This window comes from Rhodococcus sp. MurmanLake-1, from assembly GCF_056945715.1.
In genome coordinates this window covers 371,260-384,994 of record NZ_JBWZNF010000003.1, presented here as the reverse complement: position 1 = coordinate 384,994, position 13,735 = coordinate 371,260, and the positions used below count along the sequence as shown (strand labels likewise).

Genomic DNA, 13,735 nt, shown 5'->3' with positions numbered 1-13,735 from the left:
GTCAGTACGACACGGTATCGGTGATGTTGCCGGCCTAACGCCAAACGGTGAAATGGTTCTGCCAGGAGAACGACACGTTTTTGCCGGCATTCGAGACGACGACTCCGCGTGGATCAACTTCTGGGGGAAGGGGAACCGACCACATCATCTTTCCGTCGCGAGCCCGGATCGCGTGCATGCCGGTGTAGTCGCTGAAGACGAAGTGGTCGCCATCGGTTACCCCGCTGCGAACCCAGTACGCGTCTTGCCAGGGCGTTTGCCACAACTGTCGGCCACTCTCGATGTCGAGACCCGAGATTGTGCGAGTCTCGGGAGACGTGACCAGGATTGTTTTTCCTACCACCGCGGCGATGGCGCTTCCCGTCCCGGCCATCGCGGTGTTGACGATTTGTGAACTGCGCCAAAGTTCGTCACCGGAATTCGGGTCGTAGGCGCCGTCGCCGAGAAACATCGGCAGGCCCGTCGAGGACTTACTTGGGTAGGACGACGATGAGTACGAGGGAATCGGTATCGCACGAATCGTAGATCCATTTGAAGCCAAGAGGTTTTGGGTTCCCACATAGCCTGATCTGCCTCCGACACTGGTGAGGAACAATCCGTTCCCGGCCGGGGCAAGCGAATCACCCTCGAATCTGAATCGTTCTGTGCCGGAATCCAGATCGTAGATTCGATAGCGGTACTGTGGGTCCCCGCCATCGCCCTGTTCCATCGCAATGACAGTGTCGGTGTGAGGGACCGTGTAGACGGCCCCGAACTTCTCACTTGGTTCGAAGGTGCGAACGAAGTTGGCCGTTAAGTTGGTTGTGTTGCCGCTGGCGAGAATTCGTGTTCGAATCGTTCCGTCCATCCTTTCGCCGGACGTGTACACGGTGTCTCCGGTGATGACGGCGCCATTGAGATCGAAGTCGGTTCCGAGGTCGGACATAAGAGTTCCGGTCGCGGTATCTACAAAGATCATCCGTCGATCGCCCCAGCACGCGATGATCGTGGATTCGTTCTGCTGACTGCACTGGCCGATGACTCCGCCGATTCGCGTTTTCCACAGCGGACTTCCGTCGTCGGGATTCACACCGACCAGTGTGACGGCACCGACTCCCTGACTCGACGAAGACTCGTCGGTCTTGGGAAGGGGATAAGCAGTCGCAGCCACCAGCACGTCACCGACTTGGTACGTGTTGCCGTAGCCGTAGTAGCTATCGAGGCCGGAAGGCATCGACAGCAGTACGTCGCCGGAGTTGTCCGTGAGCGTTCGAACATCGAGTTCCCAAGCTTGTTGCGGAGGATCGGAGAGGTCCATGTCGACAACGCCCTGCTCGACGATCGGACCGCCTATCTTCTGCTTCGGCGAGGCCGCCTCACTGGAGTCGGAGAGTGCCGATACGACGATGAACGCGATCGCCACGATCAACGCCAGTCCGAGGGCGACCAGTTTCCAGTGTTCCTTCAACCGAAGCTGCATCGAAAGACCGTAACCGATCGAGCAAACTGATCGGTTCGTTTCGCGGACGGCCGGCTCGATGTCGATCGCGAAATCGATCCCACGGCTTACCGCGTCAGGGCCGGGTAGCGTTTGTCTCCGACCAAGAGGCTGAGAACCGTCGCTGCGTAGTGAAAAACTCGGGGGGAAATTGCGGATCGTCCCTCGTTATCGCCGCCCGCTCAGGCACTCCAGGGACGCTATGGGCCGCACCGACCAAGTATCACCGTGACATCTTCGAGCCCACCCGGTGATCGCGGCACACCGGACCCGGACCTGCACAGCCCGCGCGTGGCGGAGGTCTTCGCTCAACTCTTCGACGCCCATGCCGCCGATCTTCGTCGCTACGTGTGTGCCCGAGCCGGCGAACATCATGCCGACGACCTCGTCGCCGAGGCTTTTGCCGTCGCGATCGATCGTCGATCCACCTACGACCCTAGCCGGGCTCCCGTTCGCGCTTGGTTGTTCGGCATCACCCACACCCTGCTCAGGGCACACTTTCGCTCCCAGGATCGCGCCGAACGCGCACTCGCGCGGGTACATGGCGAACGTGCCGTGTCCGAGACTGCGCCGGAAGACCTTGTCACGGCTCGGGTGGACGCGTCCCGCCGCCTCGAGGTGATCGCGTCGGCACTCGCCGAGCTGACGGAGGACGAACGCGACGTGCTGCTCCTCTCGTCCTGGGCCCATCTCGAGCCGGCTGAGATCGCGGAGATCCTGTCCGTGCCGGCCAGCACCGTCCGGTCCAGGCTGCACCGCACACGCACTCGCCTGCGGACTTTGCTGCTCGACTCCGAAAACCTCCAACAAGCCTCGGGAGAGAACTGATGCCGAATCGTCGGACCGATCCCCTGGACGACACGTTGCTCGAACTCCGCGATGCGCTCGACAAGCCGGACGTCGACGCCTTGGCAGCGATCCGGAATCGGGTCCTCGCCGACGCGGAAGCGGCCGAAAGTTCTCCGCCGGTACCCAGTCGCAGGTTTGCTCTGCGGCGCGTGCCCGCTTCGGTCTACGCCGGTGCCGCGGTGCTCATGGCCGTCTGCTTGGCTGCGGTGCTGGTGCAGTTCGCACCTTCAGAGCAGACAGGCACTACGGGTGGTGTGTCGCTGCCGGTGCCTTCCATCGAACTCGCCTCCGCCGAACACGTCCTACAGCAAGCCGCGCGCTCTCTCGAATCGATCGAGATGATCTCCGTTCAACAGGGACCGTTTCGACTCGTCGAGGAGCACGCGTGGGTCCAACAGGGGATGGAGTACGGATCTCCCTACGAAGCAGGGCCCGACGCTCAACGCAACGGCTACACCTACCTGCTCGAAACCCGTTCGCAGCTATGGATTCCGGCAGACGAAACACAAGAATGGCTCGAGCGGCGGTCAACTGGCCAGTCGCGGTGGCTCGGCGGCACGACGCCGGAGAGTGAATCAGCTCTGTACGTCGACGAAACCCGAAACGGGGAATGGCGTGCCCGCTGCGGCAGATTCTTCGACGACAATCGCGACAACATCAACTGCGTTCCGGACGACTGGGACGATCCCAACTTCTATGGGTCGCTGCCCGCTGACCCCGAGGGGTTGCTTCGATGGCTTCGCGACTACACGGCGCCGCGCGGTTCGACGCCGGAAGCGATGTTCCACATCGCGATTGAAATACTGAGAGCCGGCATGATGCCGCCTGACGTCAAAGCGCAGTGGTATCGCGCGATCGCCGGAATCGATGGTGTGGAGACCGTGGAACAGACCACGCTCGACGGTCGATCCGGAATCGCACTCGGGCTCAGTGGTGTTCACGAGCGTCGCGACTTGATCATCGATCCGGGAACCGGTGAGTTCATCGGTGAACGACGGGTCGCGGGCGCAGCTCCGGAAGATCCTTGGATAGCCCCCGGCACCGTGTTGGGGACAAGTTCGATCACTGTCCGACCCGTCGACGAATTGGGATCCGAATAGGGAACGTGCTCGGTGTGACGAAGTGTGGTGGCCTCGCACACACGAGACCACCACACCGACGGCGTCAGACGTAAGGCGAGTACGCCGGGAGATCCAACTGACCGTTGCCCGACAGTCCGATCACAATCACCTCGGGTTCGGTGACGGCGCGAGCGTGAGCGATGGCGCCGGCAACCGCGTGGGTTGATTCCGGAGCCGGGATGATCCCTTCGGCGCGTGCGAAAATCAGACCGGCCTGGAGCGCGTCGTCCTGATCGACGGCAATCGCATCCATGAGTCCGAGGTTGACCGCATGCGAGACCATCGGCGACATACCGTGGTAGCGAAGGCCACCGGCATGGATCGCCGGGGGAACGAAGTCCTTACCCAGAGTGTGCATCTTGAGCAGCGGAGTCAGCCCGGCGACGTCACCGAAGTCATAACGGTACTCGCCCTGGGTGAGGGACGGGCATGCCGAAGGCTCGCAGGCGACCAGACGAGTCTTGGTGCCTTCGCGAAGGTTTCGTCCCAGGAACGGGAAGGTGAGTCCGGCGAGGTTGGAACCGCCACCGGCGCAACCGAACACGGTGTCGGGGACGGCGTCGCCGGCTTCTTCGAGCTGGACCATTGCTTCCTGACCGATCACGGTCTGGTGAAGCATGACGTGATTCAGCACGCTGCCGAGTGAGTAGTGCGTGTTCGGATCCTGCGCAGCGACCTCGACGGCCTCACTGATCGCCATACCGAGCGAGCCGGTGGTGTCGGGATGCGACTTCAACAGTGCGCGTCCGGCTTCCGTCAGGTCGGAAGGCGACGGGTGACAGATTCCGCCGTATGCCTCCATCTGGATGCGTCGGTACGGCTTCGAATCGAAGGAGGAGCGAACCTGCCACACTTCGACGTCGAGTCCGAGCAGTGCGCCCGCGAACGACAGCGACGCACCCCACTGGCCTGCGCCGGTTTCGGTGGTGAGCTTGGTGGTTCCTTCGATCGCGTTGTAGTACGCCTGCGCGACAGCAGTATTCGGCTTGTGCGAACCGACCGGGCTCACGCCTTCGTACTTGTAGTAGATGCGAGCAGGTGTGCCCAGAGCGCGCTCGAGTCGGTGCGCACGGAACAGGGGAGAGGGCCTCCACATGCCGTAGATCTCGCGAACCGTCTCCGGGATCTCGATGTAGCGCTCGGTTGCGACTTCCTGCGCGATGAGGTTCATCGGGAACAGCGGCGCCAAGTCCTCGGGGCCGAGCGGCTCACGAGTGCCCGGATGCAGGTGCGGGGGAACGGGCTCGGGGAGGTCAGCCGCCAGGTTGTACCAGTGCGTCGGCACTTTCGACGGGATGGAGACGCCCAAAGGCTCGAGCGAACGGTTGAGTGGGGTGGTGGTCAACTAACTCTCCTTCGTGGATTCGGTACCTGATCTTGGCGGTCGTAGCGACGACGCGTACGGCATTTGCCGGATCGGGGATCCTGGAGAGGAGCCTGCTGGACCACCCGATGTCGGTCCGGGCAGCACGCAGTTGCGGCTGACCGTCAGCGGTCGGGCCACCAGAGGTGCGCAGTGAGCAGGGTCACGAGCCGATCGTACATCGGTACTCGCACCGTGCTCACGTCGGGCGCGGCTACATTTTCGCCATCCTCCGTCGGCTCAGCGACATTTTCGCCATCCTCCGTCGGCTCAGCGGAAAATCATGCACGTCGTAGTTCCGTGCGCCACCAACTTGCCGTTCTTGTCGAGGACCTTGCCCTCTGCCGTCGCGGTACGCCCGCCCACGTGAATGACGCTGCCGTGGGCTGTCAGTTCGTCACCGTCGAGAGGCACCGTGCGGATGTAGTTGAGCTTGAGTTCGAGGGTCGTGTAGCCGACGCCGGCCGGAAGCATCGTGTGTACCGCGCAGCCCATGACCGAGTCGAGCAGCGTTGCGCAGATGCCGCCGTGCACAGTGCCGAGCGGGTTGCTGAAATCGGCACGCGGGGTCAGGGCGAAGCTCACCGATCCCTCGTTGACCTCGCGCATCTCCATGCCGAGGAGGCGTCCGATGCTGGGTCGGTCGTTGACCTGCGTTCCCATCCAGCGGAGAAGTTCGAGGCCTGTCATCTGCGCCGGATCGACGGTTGCGGATGTCTCGTCACTCATTGTTTCATCCCATCACTATGTAGGTCGTCATACATAACGTAGCGTATGAGTCGACAGGTGTACCGACGGCCGAAGGATCTGTGACATGGCAGAGCTGAGCTCACGTGATCGCATGATTCGTAGTGCGGTCGAACTGATCAGCCGCAACGGTGTCGATGCGACGTCCTTCAGCGACGTCATCAAGCACAGCGGCGCGCCCCGTGGGTCGATTTACCATCACTTCCCCGGCGGCAAGACAGAGCTGATGGTCGAAGCCGTGCGCGCGGCTGGTGCGATCATCACCAGACGAATCAGCTCGGCTGCGGCCACCGGTTCCACTGCCGACGTGATCGAAGCGGTCGGAGACATCTGGCGACTCAATCTCACGCGCTCGGACTTCGCGATCGGCTGCCCGGTGATTGCCGGCGGGTTGGCACGCGCCAGTGAGCCAGAAGTCGCGGAAGTATCGGCTGAGGTCATGCTGGGATGGCAGAAGTTGATCGAATCGCAACTCGAAACTGCGGGTTATCCTGCAGTGCAAGCAAAGTCGATGGCAAACTTGACGATCACGTCGGTCGAAGGTGCAGTGGCGGTGTGCCAGACGACTCGAAGTATCGAGCCGCTCGAACAGGTCATCGCTTCACTGCAGGGGCTCTCTCGTTCTGAGGCTTGGTCCCGCTGAGCCTTCGGGGGTTGACTTCGGTCGCCAAGTATCCGTAACTTCATGTAACGGCTAATTAGGCAGGAGTAGGCGATGACACATTGGTTCGACCTCGAACCGGTCGGTGTCGATTTCTTCGACACGGCACCGCATATCTTCACGTACTCGATCGACCTCGCCGCCGAACCTGATGCCGTCTGGGCCGGTCTGACCGCCGACGAGCCTTTGTCGTGGTGCCGACTGCTCACAAAAGTGCACTACACCTCGCCGCGCCCCTACGGCGTCGGCACGCGCCGAATCGCGGAGGTGGGCGGTGGCGCGATGCAGATGCGCGAAAAGTTCATCACCTGGGATGACGAAACGCGTCGGCACTCGTTTTACGTCGAACAGTCCAATGTTCCGCTGTTCCAATCCTTCGCGGAGGACTACCGCGTCGACGAGCTCGCAGTGGGTTCGAGATTGCAGTGGGATTTTGCATTCTCGCCGCGTCCGAAGCTGTCGCTCGCGGTGCGCGGCGGGCTACCGGTCAACTCACTGATCTTCTCGAGCTTCGTGCGCGATACCAAGCGGCACTTCGGTTCTGCGCCACGCCATTGACTTTCTTCCCTTCATGCGAGAGGTATCCATGACCACACTCGGAGAATCGTTGACTTTGCCCTGTGGGCAGATACTGCGGAATCGCACGATGAAAGCTGCGCTCAGTGAGGCTCTGGGGGACCGGACTCATGGACCGTCCACCCGCTTGGAAACGCTGTACGGTCGTTGGGGCAGTGGCGGGTTCGGTTTGCTGATCACCGGCAATGTCATGGTTGATCGATCGCAGATCGCCGAACCGGGCAACGTCGTCGTCGACGACGATCGTGATGCCGAAGCGCTGACTGCCTGGGCCAAGACTGCCAAGAACGGCGGCGCCGAGATCTGGATGCAGCTGAACCACCCAGGGCGGCAATCCAACCCGATCGCCAGCAGAGGTCGACCGGTCGCACCGAGCGCGATTGCGCTGAAGATTCCGGGAATGGCGACGCCGCGAGAACTCTCGACTGCTGAGATCGAAGAGATCATCGACAAGTTCGCGGAAACCGCTCGCGTCGCCGAGTCCTCCGGATTCGGAGGCGTGCAGATACATGCCGCGCACGGTTATCTTGTTGCGCAGTTCCTTTCGCCGTTGTCCAATCAGCGGACGGACGAGTGGGGTGGAGATCCCGAGCGTCGACGACGCTTTCTGATCGAAATCGTTCGGCGCATACGCTCGACCGTTGCTCCGGGATTTGCGGTGTCGGTCAAACTCAACTCGGCTGATTTCCAGCGCGGCGGATTCTCGGAAGACGAGTCGCGAGAAGTAGTACGCGCGCTGACCGAAGAGTCGGTCGACCTCATCGAGATCAGCGGTGGCAGTTACGAATCGCCGGCCATGATGGGTAAAGCGCAGAAGCAGAGCACTCGCGATCGAGAGGCATATTTCCTCGAGTATGCCGAGACGGTTCGAGCGATTGCCGGCGACATTCCCTTGGCGGTCACCGGCGGCTTCCGCTCGCGATCGGCGATGGTCGAGGCACTCGCTTCCGGCGCGTGCGACGTGATCGGTCTCGGCCGGCCGACGATCACGATTCCCGACGCGGCAACCGTTCTCCTGGAATCGAATCGGGAACGATTGATCGTCCCGACTGTGGAGTTCGGAGCGCGGAAGTTGTTGGGGAAGGTTGCCGACATCTCGATGCTCGACGGTGCACTCGACCTGCAGTGGCACACCGATCAGTTGCATCGAATGGGTGACGGCAGCGAGCCGGATCCGGCTCGGCCGTGGTGGAAAACCCTCGGGACCATGGTGAGGCGAAACGGAATCGATGCGCTTCGCCCCACCAAACGAGCGGCTTGATCAGTTCGGTGCACCGATGTTGAGTTCATCGGGATGCGCGCCGACGCGGGTACCGTCGTCGAGAGTGTCGATTTCGCTCAGATCGAGATCAGTGAGTTCGAAGTCGAATACGTCGATGTTCTGAGCGATCCGGGCGTCATGCACTGATTTCGGGATGACGATCAGGCCGTTCTGCAGGTGCCAACGGATCAGGACCTGCGCGGCAGTCTTGCTGTGGCGGTCACCGATTCGAGTGATGATCGGATCGGTGAGCAGCGTGTTGGGCTTCGATGCCTTACCCCAACCCGCGTTGCTGGTACCGCCGAGTGGGCTCCACGATTCGACCTTGATTCCGTGCTCGGCGGCCTTGTCGCGGATCGCGTGCTGCGTGAGGTGCGGATGCAGTTCCACTTGATCGACTGCCGGCAACAATCCGCCGCGATCGACGAGAAGCTGCAGATGATGCGGCTCGAAGTTGCACACCCCGATTGCCTTCGCGCGGCCCGATTCCGCGATCTTTTCGAGCGCGTCCCAAGTGCGGAGGAGTCGGTCGTTGTCCTGCAGTGGCCAGTGGATCAGATACAGATCGACGTAATCGACGCCCAGCTTGTCGATGCTGCTGTCGAAAGCCTTCAACGCCGGCTCGTAGCCCTGATCTGCATTCCACAGCTTCGTGGTGAGGAATATGTCCTCTCGCGCGACGGACGAGTTGGCGATACCTCGTCCGACGCCCTCTTCGTTCCCATATGCGGCAGCGGTGTCGATGTGCCGGTAGCCGGCGTCGTCGAGAGCGAACCGCACTGCATGCTCGGTTTCGTCGTTGGTGGCCTGCCAGACTCCGAGGCCGAGTTGCGGGATCGTGGTTCCGGAATTCAGCGTGATGTCAGGATTGCTCATGGATCAAGGCTAGCGATCTCGAGCTTTCCTTGCCGGGGTCAGAGCCGCCTGGGTCAGAGAGTCGTAGCCGAGTACCCGTGTGCCGCTGCAACACTGTCGGACAGGAGCAGGCCGTCGTGTGTGCTCAGTCCTGACCCCAGGCCGGGAACTGTCGCGACCGCGTCCTTCCACCCCTTGTCTGCCAATGCGACGACGTACGGAAGCGTCGCGTTGGTGAGCGCGTACGTCGACGTACGGGGGACGGCTCCGGGCATGTTCGCAACGCAGTAGAAGACGGAACCGTGAACCTGGTACGTCGGATCGGCGTGCGTGGTCGCGTGTGAATCCTCGAAGCAGCCGCCCTGGTCGATGGCGATGTCGACCAGGACAGAACCCGGCTTCATGCGCGCCACCAGGCTGTTGGAGACGAGAGTCGGCGCCTTCGCCCCGGGGACCAGCACTGCGCCGATGACGAGGTCGGCGTCGAGTACTGCCTGTTCCAGTTCGAGGCTGTTGGACGTGATGGTCTTGACCTGGCCGTGGTACAGCTCGTCGATTTCCCGCAGGCGCGCGATCGACAGATCGAGAACGGTGACGTCGGCCTGCATGCCGTAGGCCACGGCGATGGCGTTCTTGCCGGAGACTCCCGCACCGATCACCACGACCTTGGCGGGGCGCACTCCGGGGACGCCGCCCATCAGCACTCCGCGTCCGCCGCCGTGACGCATCAAGTGGTAGGCGCCGGCCTGCGGCGCAAGGCGTCCGGCTACTTCGCTCATCGGTGCGAGAAGGGGCAGTGAACCGTCGGAACCGACAACGGTTTCGTAGGCGATGGAAGTGGTCTTCGAAGCCAGGAGTGCGTCGGTGCATTCCTTCGACGCCGCCAGGTGCAGGTAGGTGAAGAGCACCTGATTCTTACGGAGTCGCGAATACTCTTCTGCAATAGGTTCTTTGACCTTCAGGAGCAGATCTGCGTCCGCCCAGACCTGATCGGCGGACCCGAGGATCTGCGCGCCCGCGGCCTTGAAATCCTCGTCACTGAACGAGGAGCCGACGCCTGCGCCCGTTTCGATGACGACCTCGTGCCCTCGGCCGACCAGTTCGTGGACGCCTGCTGGGCTGATGGCCACGCGGTACTCGTGGTTTTTGATTTCGCGGGGGATTCCGACCTTCATGACACGGCTCCGAACTGAGTCTGTTGTTTCTTCGAATGGCAGGTGCCAAGCATGAAGTTTCGTCGCCAGATAGTGAAGAGAAGTGAAGATAATTCTCTAGGCTGTATTCATGGTGCGCGAAAGTTCAAAAATCGGTATTCAGACGGCCGCCTCGCCGAAGCATGTTCGGGCTGCCGTGAAGTTGGACGAGGTCGACCGGGTTCTGCTCGAAGAGCTGGCGAAAGACGCGAGGATTCCGAACAATGCGCTGGCCGCGATCGCGGGAATTGCGCCGTCGACATGCCTCGGCCGTGTGCGCGCCTTGGTGGACAACGGCGTGATCAGGGGATTTCACGCGGACATCGACCCCGCCGCTCTCGGAATGGATCTGCAGGCGATGATCGCAGTACGCCTGCAGGCCAACGCACGGTCGCACCTCAACCGGCTCGGCGACGATTTCGCCAAGCTGGACTCGGTGCTCAACGTGTACTTCGTTGCCGGTGTCGACGACTACATGCTGCACGTCGCAACGACGGATTCGGCGCAGTTGCGTGACTTCGTCGTCAACAATCTCTCGGCACATCCAGCGGTTGCTGCGACCGAGACGATTCTGATCTTCGAACACGTCAGGCCTCGAGGCGGTACTGCCTGATTAGTTCTCACCTGATGGCGGGTCGACGCCCGGACCAGGCGTTCTCGAGGAGTTCGCTCAGGCCCGGCGGGGTGATCTCACGCGGGTTCGGATACGCGGCGGAGGTGGCGAGTTCGACTGCATTTTCGATTTGATCGTGACTCATTCCCAGTTCTCGCAGAGTGGTCGGTCCGCCGCACGCGGTGACGAGGTCGAAAACGCCGGTAGCGGCATCGGATGCGCCCAGAGCAGTCGCTATTCGCGACATCACATCCGGGACAGCAGGCGCGTTGAATGCCATCGCGTGGGGGAGGACAACGGTGTGGGTGGGAGCATGCGGCAAACCGAAGCTGCCACCGAGGGTGTGGCACAACTTGTGATGAAGCCCCATACCGACCGTGCCCAAGCAGGTTCCGGCCAACCAGGCTGCTTGCAGTAGTTCGGCCCTACCTTCCAGATTTTTCGGATCATCGACAATGATCGGCAGCGCACGGGCGATCCCGGAGATCGCCTCGATCGCCATCAAGTCCGTGATCGGGTTGGACTCGGTGGAGTACAACGCTTCAACCGCATGCGCCATCGCGTTGACGGCGCTGGTGACGGTGGTATCCAGCGGCAGATCGAGAGTGAGGTCGACGTCGTAGATGACGGTTTCCGGTCTGATGTGGGGAGAGGAGCGAGTTGTCTTGCGTCCGTTCTCTGTTTCACCCAACACCGGAGTGACTTCTGATCCCGCGTACGTTGTCGGAACGACGATCTGATCGAACCCCGCTCGTAGTGCCAGTGCCTTGGACAACCCGGTTGCCGAACCGCCGCCGATCGCGACGACCGTGTCGACGTGATGGTTCTCGGCAAGTCTCAGCGCGGCTGTCGTGACTTCGATCGGAGTATGCATCACAGCGCCGTCGAAGCGGACCACCGCCATGTCGCCGAGAGATTCGGTCACGGCGGCGGCAACCGCGTCGAGTCGACGACTTGCCAGCACCATCACTCGGCTACGGCCGAGCCGCCGCACTTCTTCGGCGATCGTATCGATCATCCCTTGGCCGAAGACAATTCGTGCCGGTGAAGCGTCGTACGAGAAGGGCTTCATGTCATCCCTGTGAAACGGTGGCGTGCATTTCCCAGACGATGACCTCTGCCCCGGTATCGGAGCTGAGCTGCTGACCTCCACCGCCGGATACTCGTACCGCGTCACCCTGTTCGAGCACTCCGACGCCTTCCATGGCGGCCTGACCGTCGGCGACAAAAACATGCAGGAACGGTGCGTCCGGCAGGGTCACAGGTTGTCCGGGTTGCAGACGCGCAACGTGCATCGCGGCGTACTTGTTCTTGATCCGGATTGCCGAGTGATCGGCGTACGCGTCCATGCCCGACGCGACGGGAACCAGTCCACCGGCAAGCAATTCGGCGTCGATCTCCAACTGCTCGTATCCGGGCGTGATTCCGGCCTCGTCGGGGACAACCCACATCTGGATGAAGTGAACCGGATCGCTGTGCTTGTCGGAATGCGCACCCGCCACGTCACCGAGTCGCCACGAATCGTTCTTCTCCGAATGCAGGATTCCCGTTCCAGCGCTCATCCGCTGGGCGAGACCGGGGTAGATGACGCCCGAATGCCCCATCGAATCCTGATGTACGAGAGAACCTCTCAGTACCCAAGTGACGATCTCCATGTCCTGGTGCGGGTGGGTGTCGAATCCCATTCCGGGCGTGACGATGTCGTCGTTGTTGACCAGGAGAAGACCGTGGTGAGTGTTCTTCGGGTCGTAGTGATTGCTGAACGAGAACGAGTGCTTCGAGTCCAGCCAGCCGGCATTGGACTTGAAGCGATCCCCGGATCGACGGATATCGAGGTTCGGCTGCGACAGAGTGGAGGTCATGGTGTGCCTTCCGAATGGTGTGAGGGAGAGCAAGTTTTCAGAGGACGTGATTGCCGTACATCTCGCCGAGCGGGTCGGCGATCAGCTCGAGTCGAGCGCCGTCGGGATCGCGGAAGTACAACGAAACCTCGCTGTGCTCGATCAGTTCGACGCCGGCCTCGGTCAGTTGGGTGCGCAGCTTCGCCCACTTGGCAGGTTCGACGCTGATCGCGATGTGGTGGAGACCGCCGAGCACCTCTTGATATGGGCCCACGTCGAGACCCGGGAAGTCGAAGAAGGCCAGAAGGTTGCCATTGCCGATGTCGAAGAAGAAGTGCGACGACCCGGGATAGTCACGGTTCTCGATCAACTCGGTGAGTGGGAATCCGAGGAGATCCTGATAGAACTTCACGGTTCGTTCGACGTCACTGCTGATCAGGGCCGTATGGTGCAGGCCGCGTGCGGTCGATGCGGGTCGTTTGTCGGCGGGGAGCAGATGTCGATCCCTGATCTCGGCCCGGCGTTCCTCGAACTGCACTGCATTGTCGAACTGCACTGCGTTGTTGTCGCTCATGGCGCCCGCCTCTCGGTTGAACCTTCTCTTCGAACAGGTAGTTGACTGATCAACTACATTGAGAATAGATCATTTGATTTCGTTGTCAACTACTTCGGATATGCTGGTGTCATGGAATCGACGCGGTGGTTGAGCGACTCGGAGCAAACGGCCTGGCGGGCTTACCTGGACTCGACCCGACTGCTCCAGCGTGTTCTCGATCAGCAGTTGGTGCGAGACTCCGACATTTCCTTCACCGATTTCGAACTGCTGGTCGCTCTCGCCGAAGCGCCCGGCCGGCAACTGCGCATGAGTGAGCTCGCCGACGCTGTGATGGCTACCCGAAGTGGTGTGACCAGGGCCGTAAATCGATTGGTCGGCGCAGGGTGGGTGCGCCGGGTTGAGTGTGTCGACGACAAGAGGGGCGCCAATGCGGAGCTGACCGACTCGGGTGCCGACAAACTGGCGTCGGCAAGCCCGGCGCACGTAGCCGCAGTGCGGGAGAGCATGTTCGATCTGCTGAGCCCGCGAGATGTCGAGCGGCTCGGTGTGGTCTTCGGCGAGATGCGTCGGCACCTTCTCGAGACCCAGTCAGGTAATTGACAGAGCAACGGTCCGTGTCACG

Annotated in this window: 15 protein-coding genes; 7 read left to right on the top strand and 8 right to left on the bottom strand. The window is 61.6% G+C overall.

Going from position 1 to position 13,735, the window contains the following annotated elements; translation table 11 throughout:
* Positions 1–34: 34 nt before the first annotated feature.
* Entirely contained in the window at positions 35–1,459 is a 1,425-nt protein-coding gene (locus AC2ETI_RS11755; RefSeq protein ID WP_483633937.1) for an outer membrane protein assembly factor BamB family protein, read from the bottom strand.
* A gap of 246 nt (positions 1,460–1,705) precedes the next feature.
* On the opposite strand from AC2ETI_RS11755, the gene AC2ETI_RS11750 reads away from it, so the two are divergent.
* Together AC2ETI_RS11750 and AC2ETI_RS11745 are read left to right on the top strand one after the other, a co-directional pair.
* On the top strand, positions 1,706–2,305 hold the full coding sequence (locus AC2ETI_RS11750; RefSeq protein WP_019746930.1) for an RNA polymerase sigma factor: 600 nt from the start codon (positions 1,706–1,708) through the stop codon (positions 2,303–2,305).
* A complete protein-coding gene (locus tag AC2ETI_RS11745) occupies positions 2,305–3,426 on the top strand; it encodes a CU044_5270 family protein (RefSeq protein WP_408988870.1) in 1,122 nt (373 codons plus the stop codon). Before AC2ETI_RS11750 ends, AC2ETI_RS11745 begins: the two co-directional genes overlap by 1 nt.
* Positions 3,427–3,490: 64 nt before the next feature.
* On the opposite strand, the gene AC2ETI_RS11740 is transcribed toward AC2ETI_RS11745, so the two are convergent.
* Both AC2ETI_RS11740 and AC2ETI_RS11735 read right to left on the bottom strand, forming a co-directional pair.
* Positions 3,491–4,792 (bottom strand): TrpB-like pyridoxal phosphate-dependent enzyme, encoded by a 1,302-nt coding sequence (locus tag AC2ETI_RS11740; protein ID WP_003945451.1) that lies wholly within the window; start codon positions 4,790–4,792, stop codon positions 3,491–3,493.
* Between the two features lie 288 nt (positions 4,793–5,080).
* Positions 5,081–5,539: a PaaI family thioesterase gene (locus AC2ETI_RS11735; protein WP_483633936.1), complete on the bottom strand. Its 459-nt coding sequence runs from the start codon at positions 5,537–5,539 to the stop codon at positions 5,081–5,083.
* A gap of 85 nt (positions 5,540–5,624) precedes the next feature.
* On the opposite strand from AC2ETI_RS11735, the gene AC2ETI_RS11730 reads away from it, so the two are divergent.
* The 3 genes from AC2ETI_RS11730 to AC2ETI_RS11720 all read left to right on the top strand — a co-directional run bounded on the left by AC2ETI_RS11730 (position 5,625) and on the right by AC2ETI_RS11720 (position 8,055).
* Positions 5,625–6,200 carry a TetR/AcrR family transcriptional regulator gene (locus AC2ETI_RS11730; RefSeq protein ID WP_007734151.1) on the top strand — a complete coding sequence of 192 codons (576 nt, stop codon included), beginning with the start codon at positions 5,625–5,627 and terminating at the stop codon, positions 6,198–6,200.
* A 72-nt stretch (positions 6,201–6,272) separates the two neighbouring features.
* Positions 6,273–6,776: an SRPBCC family protein gene (locus tag AC2ETI_RS11725; protein ID WP_030534740.1), complete on the top strand. Its 504-nt coding sequence runs from the start codon at positions 6,273–6,275 to the stop codon at positions 6,774–6,776.
* Positions 6,777–6,804: 28 nt separating this feature from the next.
* Positions 6,805–8,055, top strand: coding sequence for an NADH:flavin oxidoreductase/NADH oxidase family protein (locus tag AC2ETI_RS11720; protein WP_459114103.1), 1,251 nt, complete (start codon positions 6,805–6,807; stop codon positions 8,053–8,055).
* Here AC2ETI_RS11720 and AC2ETI_RS11715 read toward each other — a convergent pair whose 3' ends face one another.
* Together AC2ETI_RS11715 and ald are read right to left on the bottom strand one after the other, a co-directional pair.
* The gene (locus tag AC2ETI_RS11715; RefSeq protein WP_019746934.1) at positions 8,056–8,931 is read right to left on the bottom strand and encodes an aldo/keto reductase; all 876 of its coding nucleotides are present in this window, start codon (positions 8,929–8,931) and stop codon (positions 8,056–8,058) included.
* A 53-nt stretch (positions 8,932–8,984) separates the two neighbouring features.
* Complete coding sequence (gene ald, locus AC2ETI_RS11710; protein WP_483633935.1) at positions 8,985–10,085, bottom strand: alanine dehydrogenase; 1,101 nt, start codon at positions 10,083–10,085, stop codon at positions 8,985–8,987.
* A gap of 109 nt (positions 10,086–10,194) precedes the next feature.
* Between ald and AC2ETI_RS11705 the strand changes: the two genes are divergently transcribed.
* A complete protein-coding gene (locus tag AC2ETI_RS11705; RefSeq protein WP_019746936.1) occupies positions 10,195–10,716 on the top strand; it encodes an Lrp/AsnC family transcriptional regulator in 522 nt (173 codons plus the stop codon).
* A 7-nt stretch (positions 10,717–10,723) separates the two neighbouring features.
* On the opposite strand, the gene AC2ETI_RS11700 is transcribed toward AC2ETI_RS11705, so the two are convergent.
* The 3 genes from AC2ETI_RS11700 to AC2ETI_RS11690 are packed head-to-tail and all read right to left on the bottom strand — an operon-like array spanning position 10,724 to position 13,131.
* Positions 10,724–11,788, bottom strand: a complete 1,065-nt coding sequence (locus AC2ETI_RS11700; protein ID WP_355331374.1) for a maleylacetate reductase — start codon at positions 11,786–11,788, stop codon at positions 10,724–10,726.
* A gap of 1 nt (position 11,789) precedes the next feature.
* Complete coding sequence (locus AC2ETI_RS11695; RefSeq protein ID WP_020906267.1) at positions 11,790–12,578, bottom strand: pirin family protein; 789 nt, start codon at positions 12,576–12,578, stop codon at positions 11,790–11,792.
* A 37-nt stretch (positions 12,579–12,615) separates the two neighbouring features.
* Complete coding sequence (locus AC2ETI_RS11690) at positions 12,616–13,131, bottom strand: VOC family protein (RefSeq protein ID WP_020906268.1); 516 nt, start codon at positions 13,129–13,131, stop codon at positions 12,616–12,618.
* 111 nt (positions 13,132–13,242) lie between these two features.
* Here AC2ETI_RS11690 and AC2ETI_RS11685 point away from each other — a divergent pair, with 111 nt between their 5' ends.
* Complete coding sequence (locus AC2ETI_RS11685; protein WP_019746940.1) at positions 13,243–13,713, top strand: MarR family winged helix-turn-helix transcriptional regulator; 471 nt, start codon at positions 13,243–13,245, stop codon at positions 13,711–13,713.
* Positions 13,714–13,735 lie beyond the last annotated feature (22 nt).

Bases quoted from the DNA above. Each gene is read 5' to 3' on its own strand.
- AC2ETI_RS11755 (WP_483633937.1), bottom strand. From the start codon at position 1,459: ATGCAGCTTCGGTTGAAGGAACACTGGAAACTGGTCGCCCTCGGACTG.
- AC2ETI_RS11745 (WP_408988870.1), top strand. From the start codon at position 2,305: ATGCCGAATCGTCGGACCGATCCCCTGGACGACACGTTGCTCGAACTC.
- AC2ETI_RS11735 (WP_483633936.1), bottom strand. From the start codon at position 5,539: ATGAGTGACGAGACATCCGCAACCGTCGATCCGGCGCAGATGACAGGC.
- AC2ETI_RS11730 (WP_007734151.1), top strand. From the start codon at position 5,625: ATGGCAGAGCTGAGCTCACGTGATCGCATGATTCGTAGTGCGGTCGAA.
- AC2ETI_RS11725 (WP_030534740.1), top strand. From the start codon at position 6,273: ATGACACATTGGTTCGACCTCGAACCGGTCGGTGTCGATTTCTTCGAC.
- AC2ETI_RS11720 (WP_459114103.1), top strand. From the start codon at position 6,805: ATGACCACACTCGGAGAATCGTTGACTTTGCCCTGTGGGCAGATACTG.
- AC2ETI_RS11715 (WP_019746934.1), bottom strand. From the start codon at position 8,931: ATGAGCAATCCTGACATCACGCTGAATTCCGGAACCACGATCCCGCAA.
- ald (WP_483633935.1), bottom strand. From the start codon at position 10,085: ATGAAGGTCGGAATCCCCCGCGAAATCAAAAACCACGAGTACCGCGTG.
- AC2ETI_RS11705 (WP_019746936.1), top strand. From the start codon at position 10,195: ATGGTGCGCGAAAGTTCAAAAATCGGTATTCAGACGGCCGCCTCGCCG.
- AC2ETI_RS11700 (WP_355331374.1), bottom strand. From the start codon at position 11,788: ATGAAGCCCTTCTCGTACGACGCTTCACCGGCACGAATTGTCTTCGGC.
- AC2ETI_RS11695 (WP_020906267.1), bottom strand. From the start codon at position 12,578: ATGACCTCCACTCTGTCGCAGCCGAACCTCGATATCCGTCGATCCGGG.
- AC2ETI_RS11690 (WP_020906268.1), bottom strand. From the start codon at position 13,131: ATGAGCGACAACAACGCAGTGCAGTTCGACAATGCAGTGCAGTTCGAG.
- AC2ETI_RS11685 (WP_019746940.1), top strand. From the start codon at position 13,243: ATGGAATCGACGCGGTGGTTGAGCGACTCGGAGCAAACGGCCTGGCGG.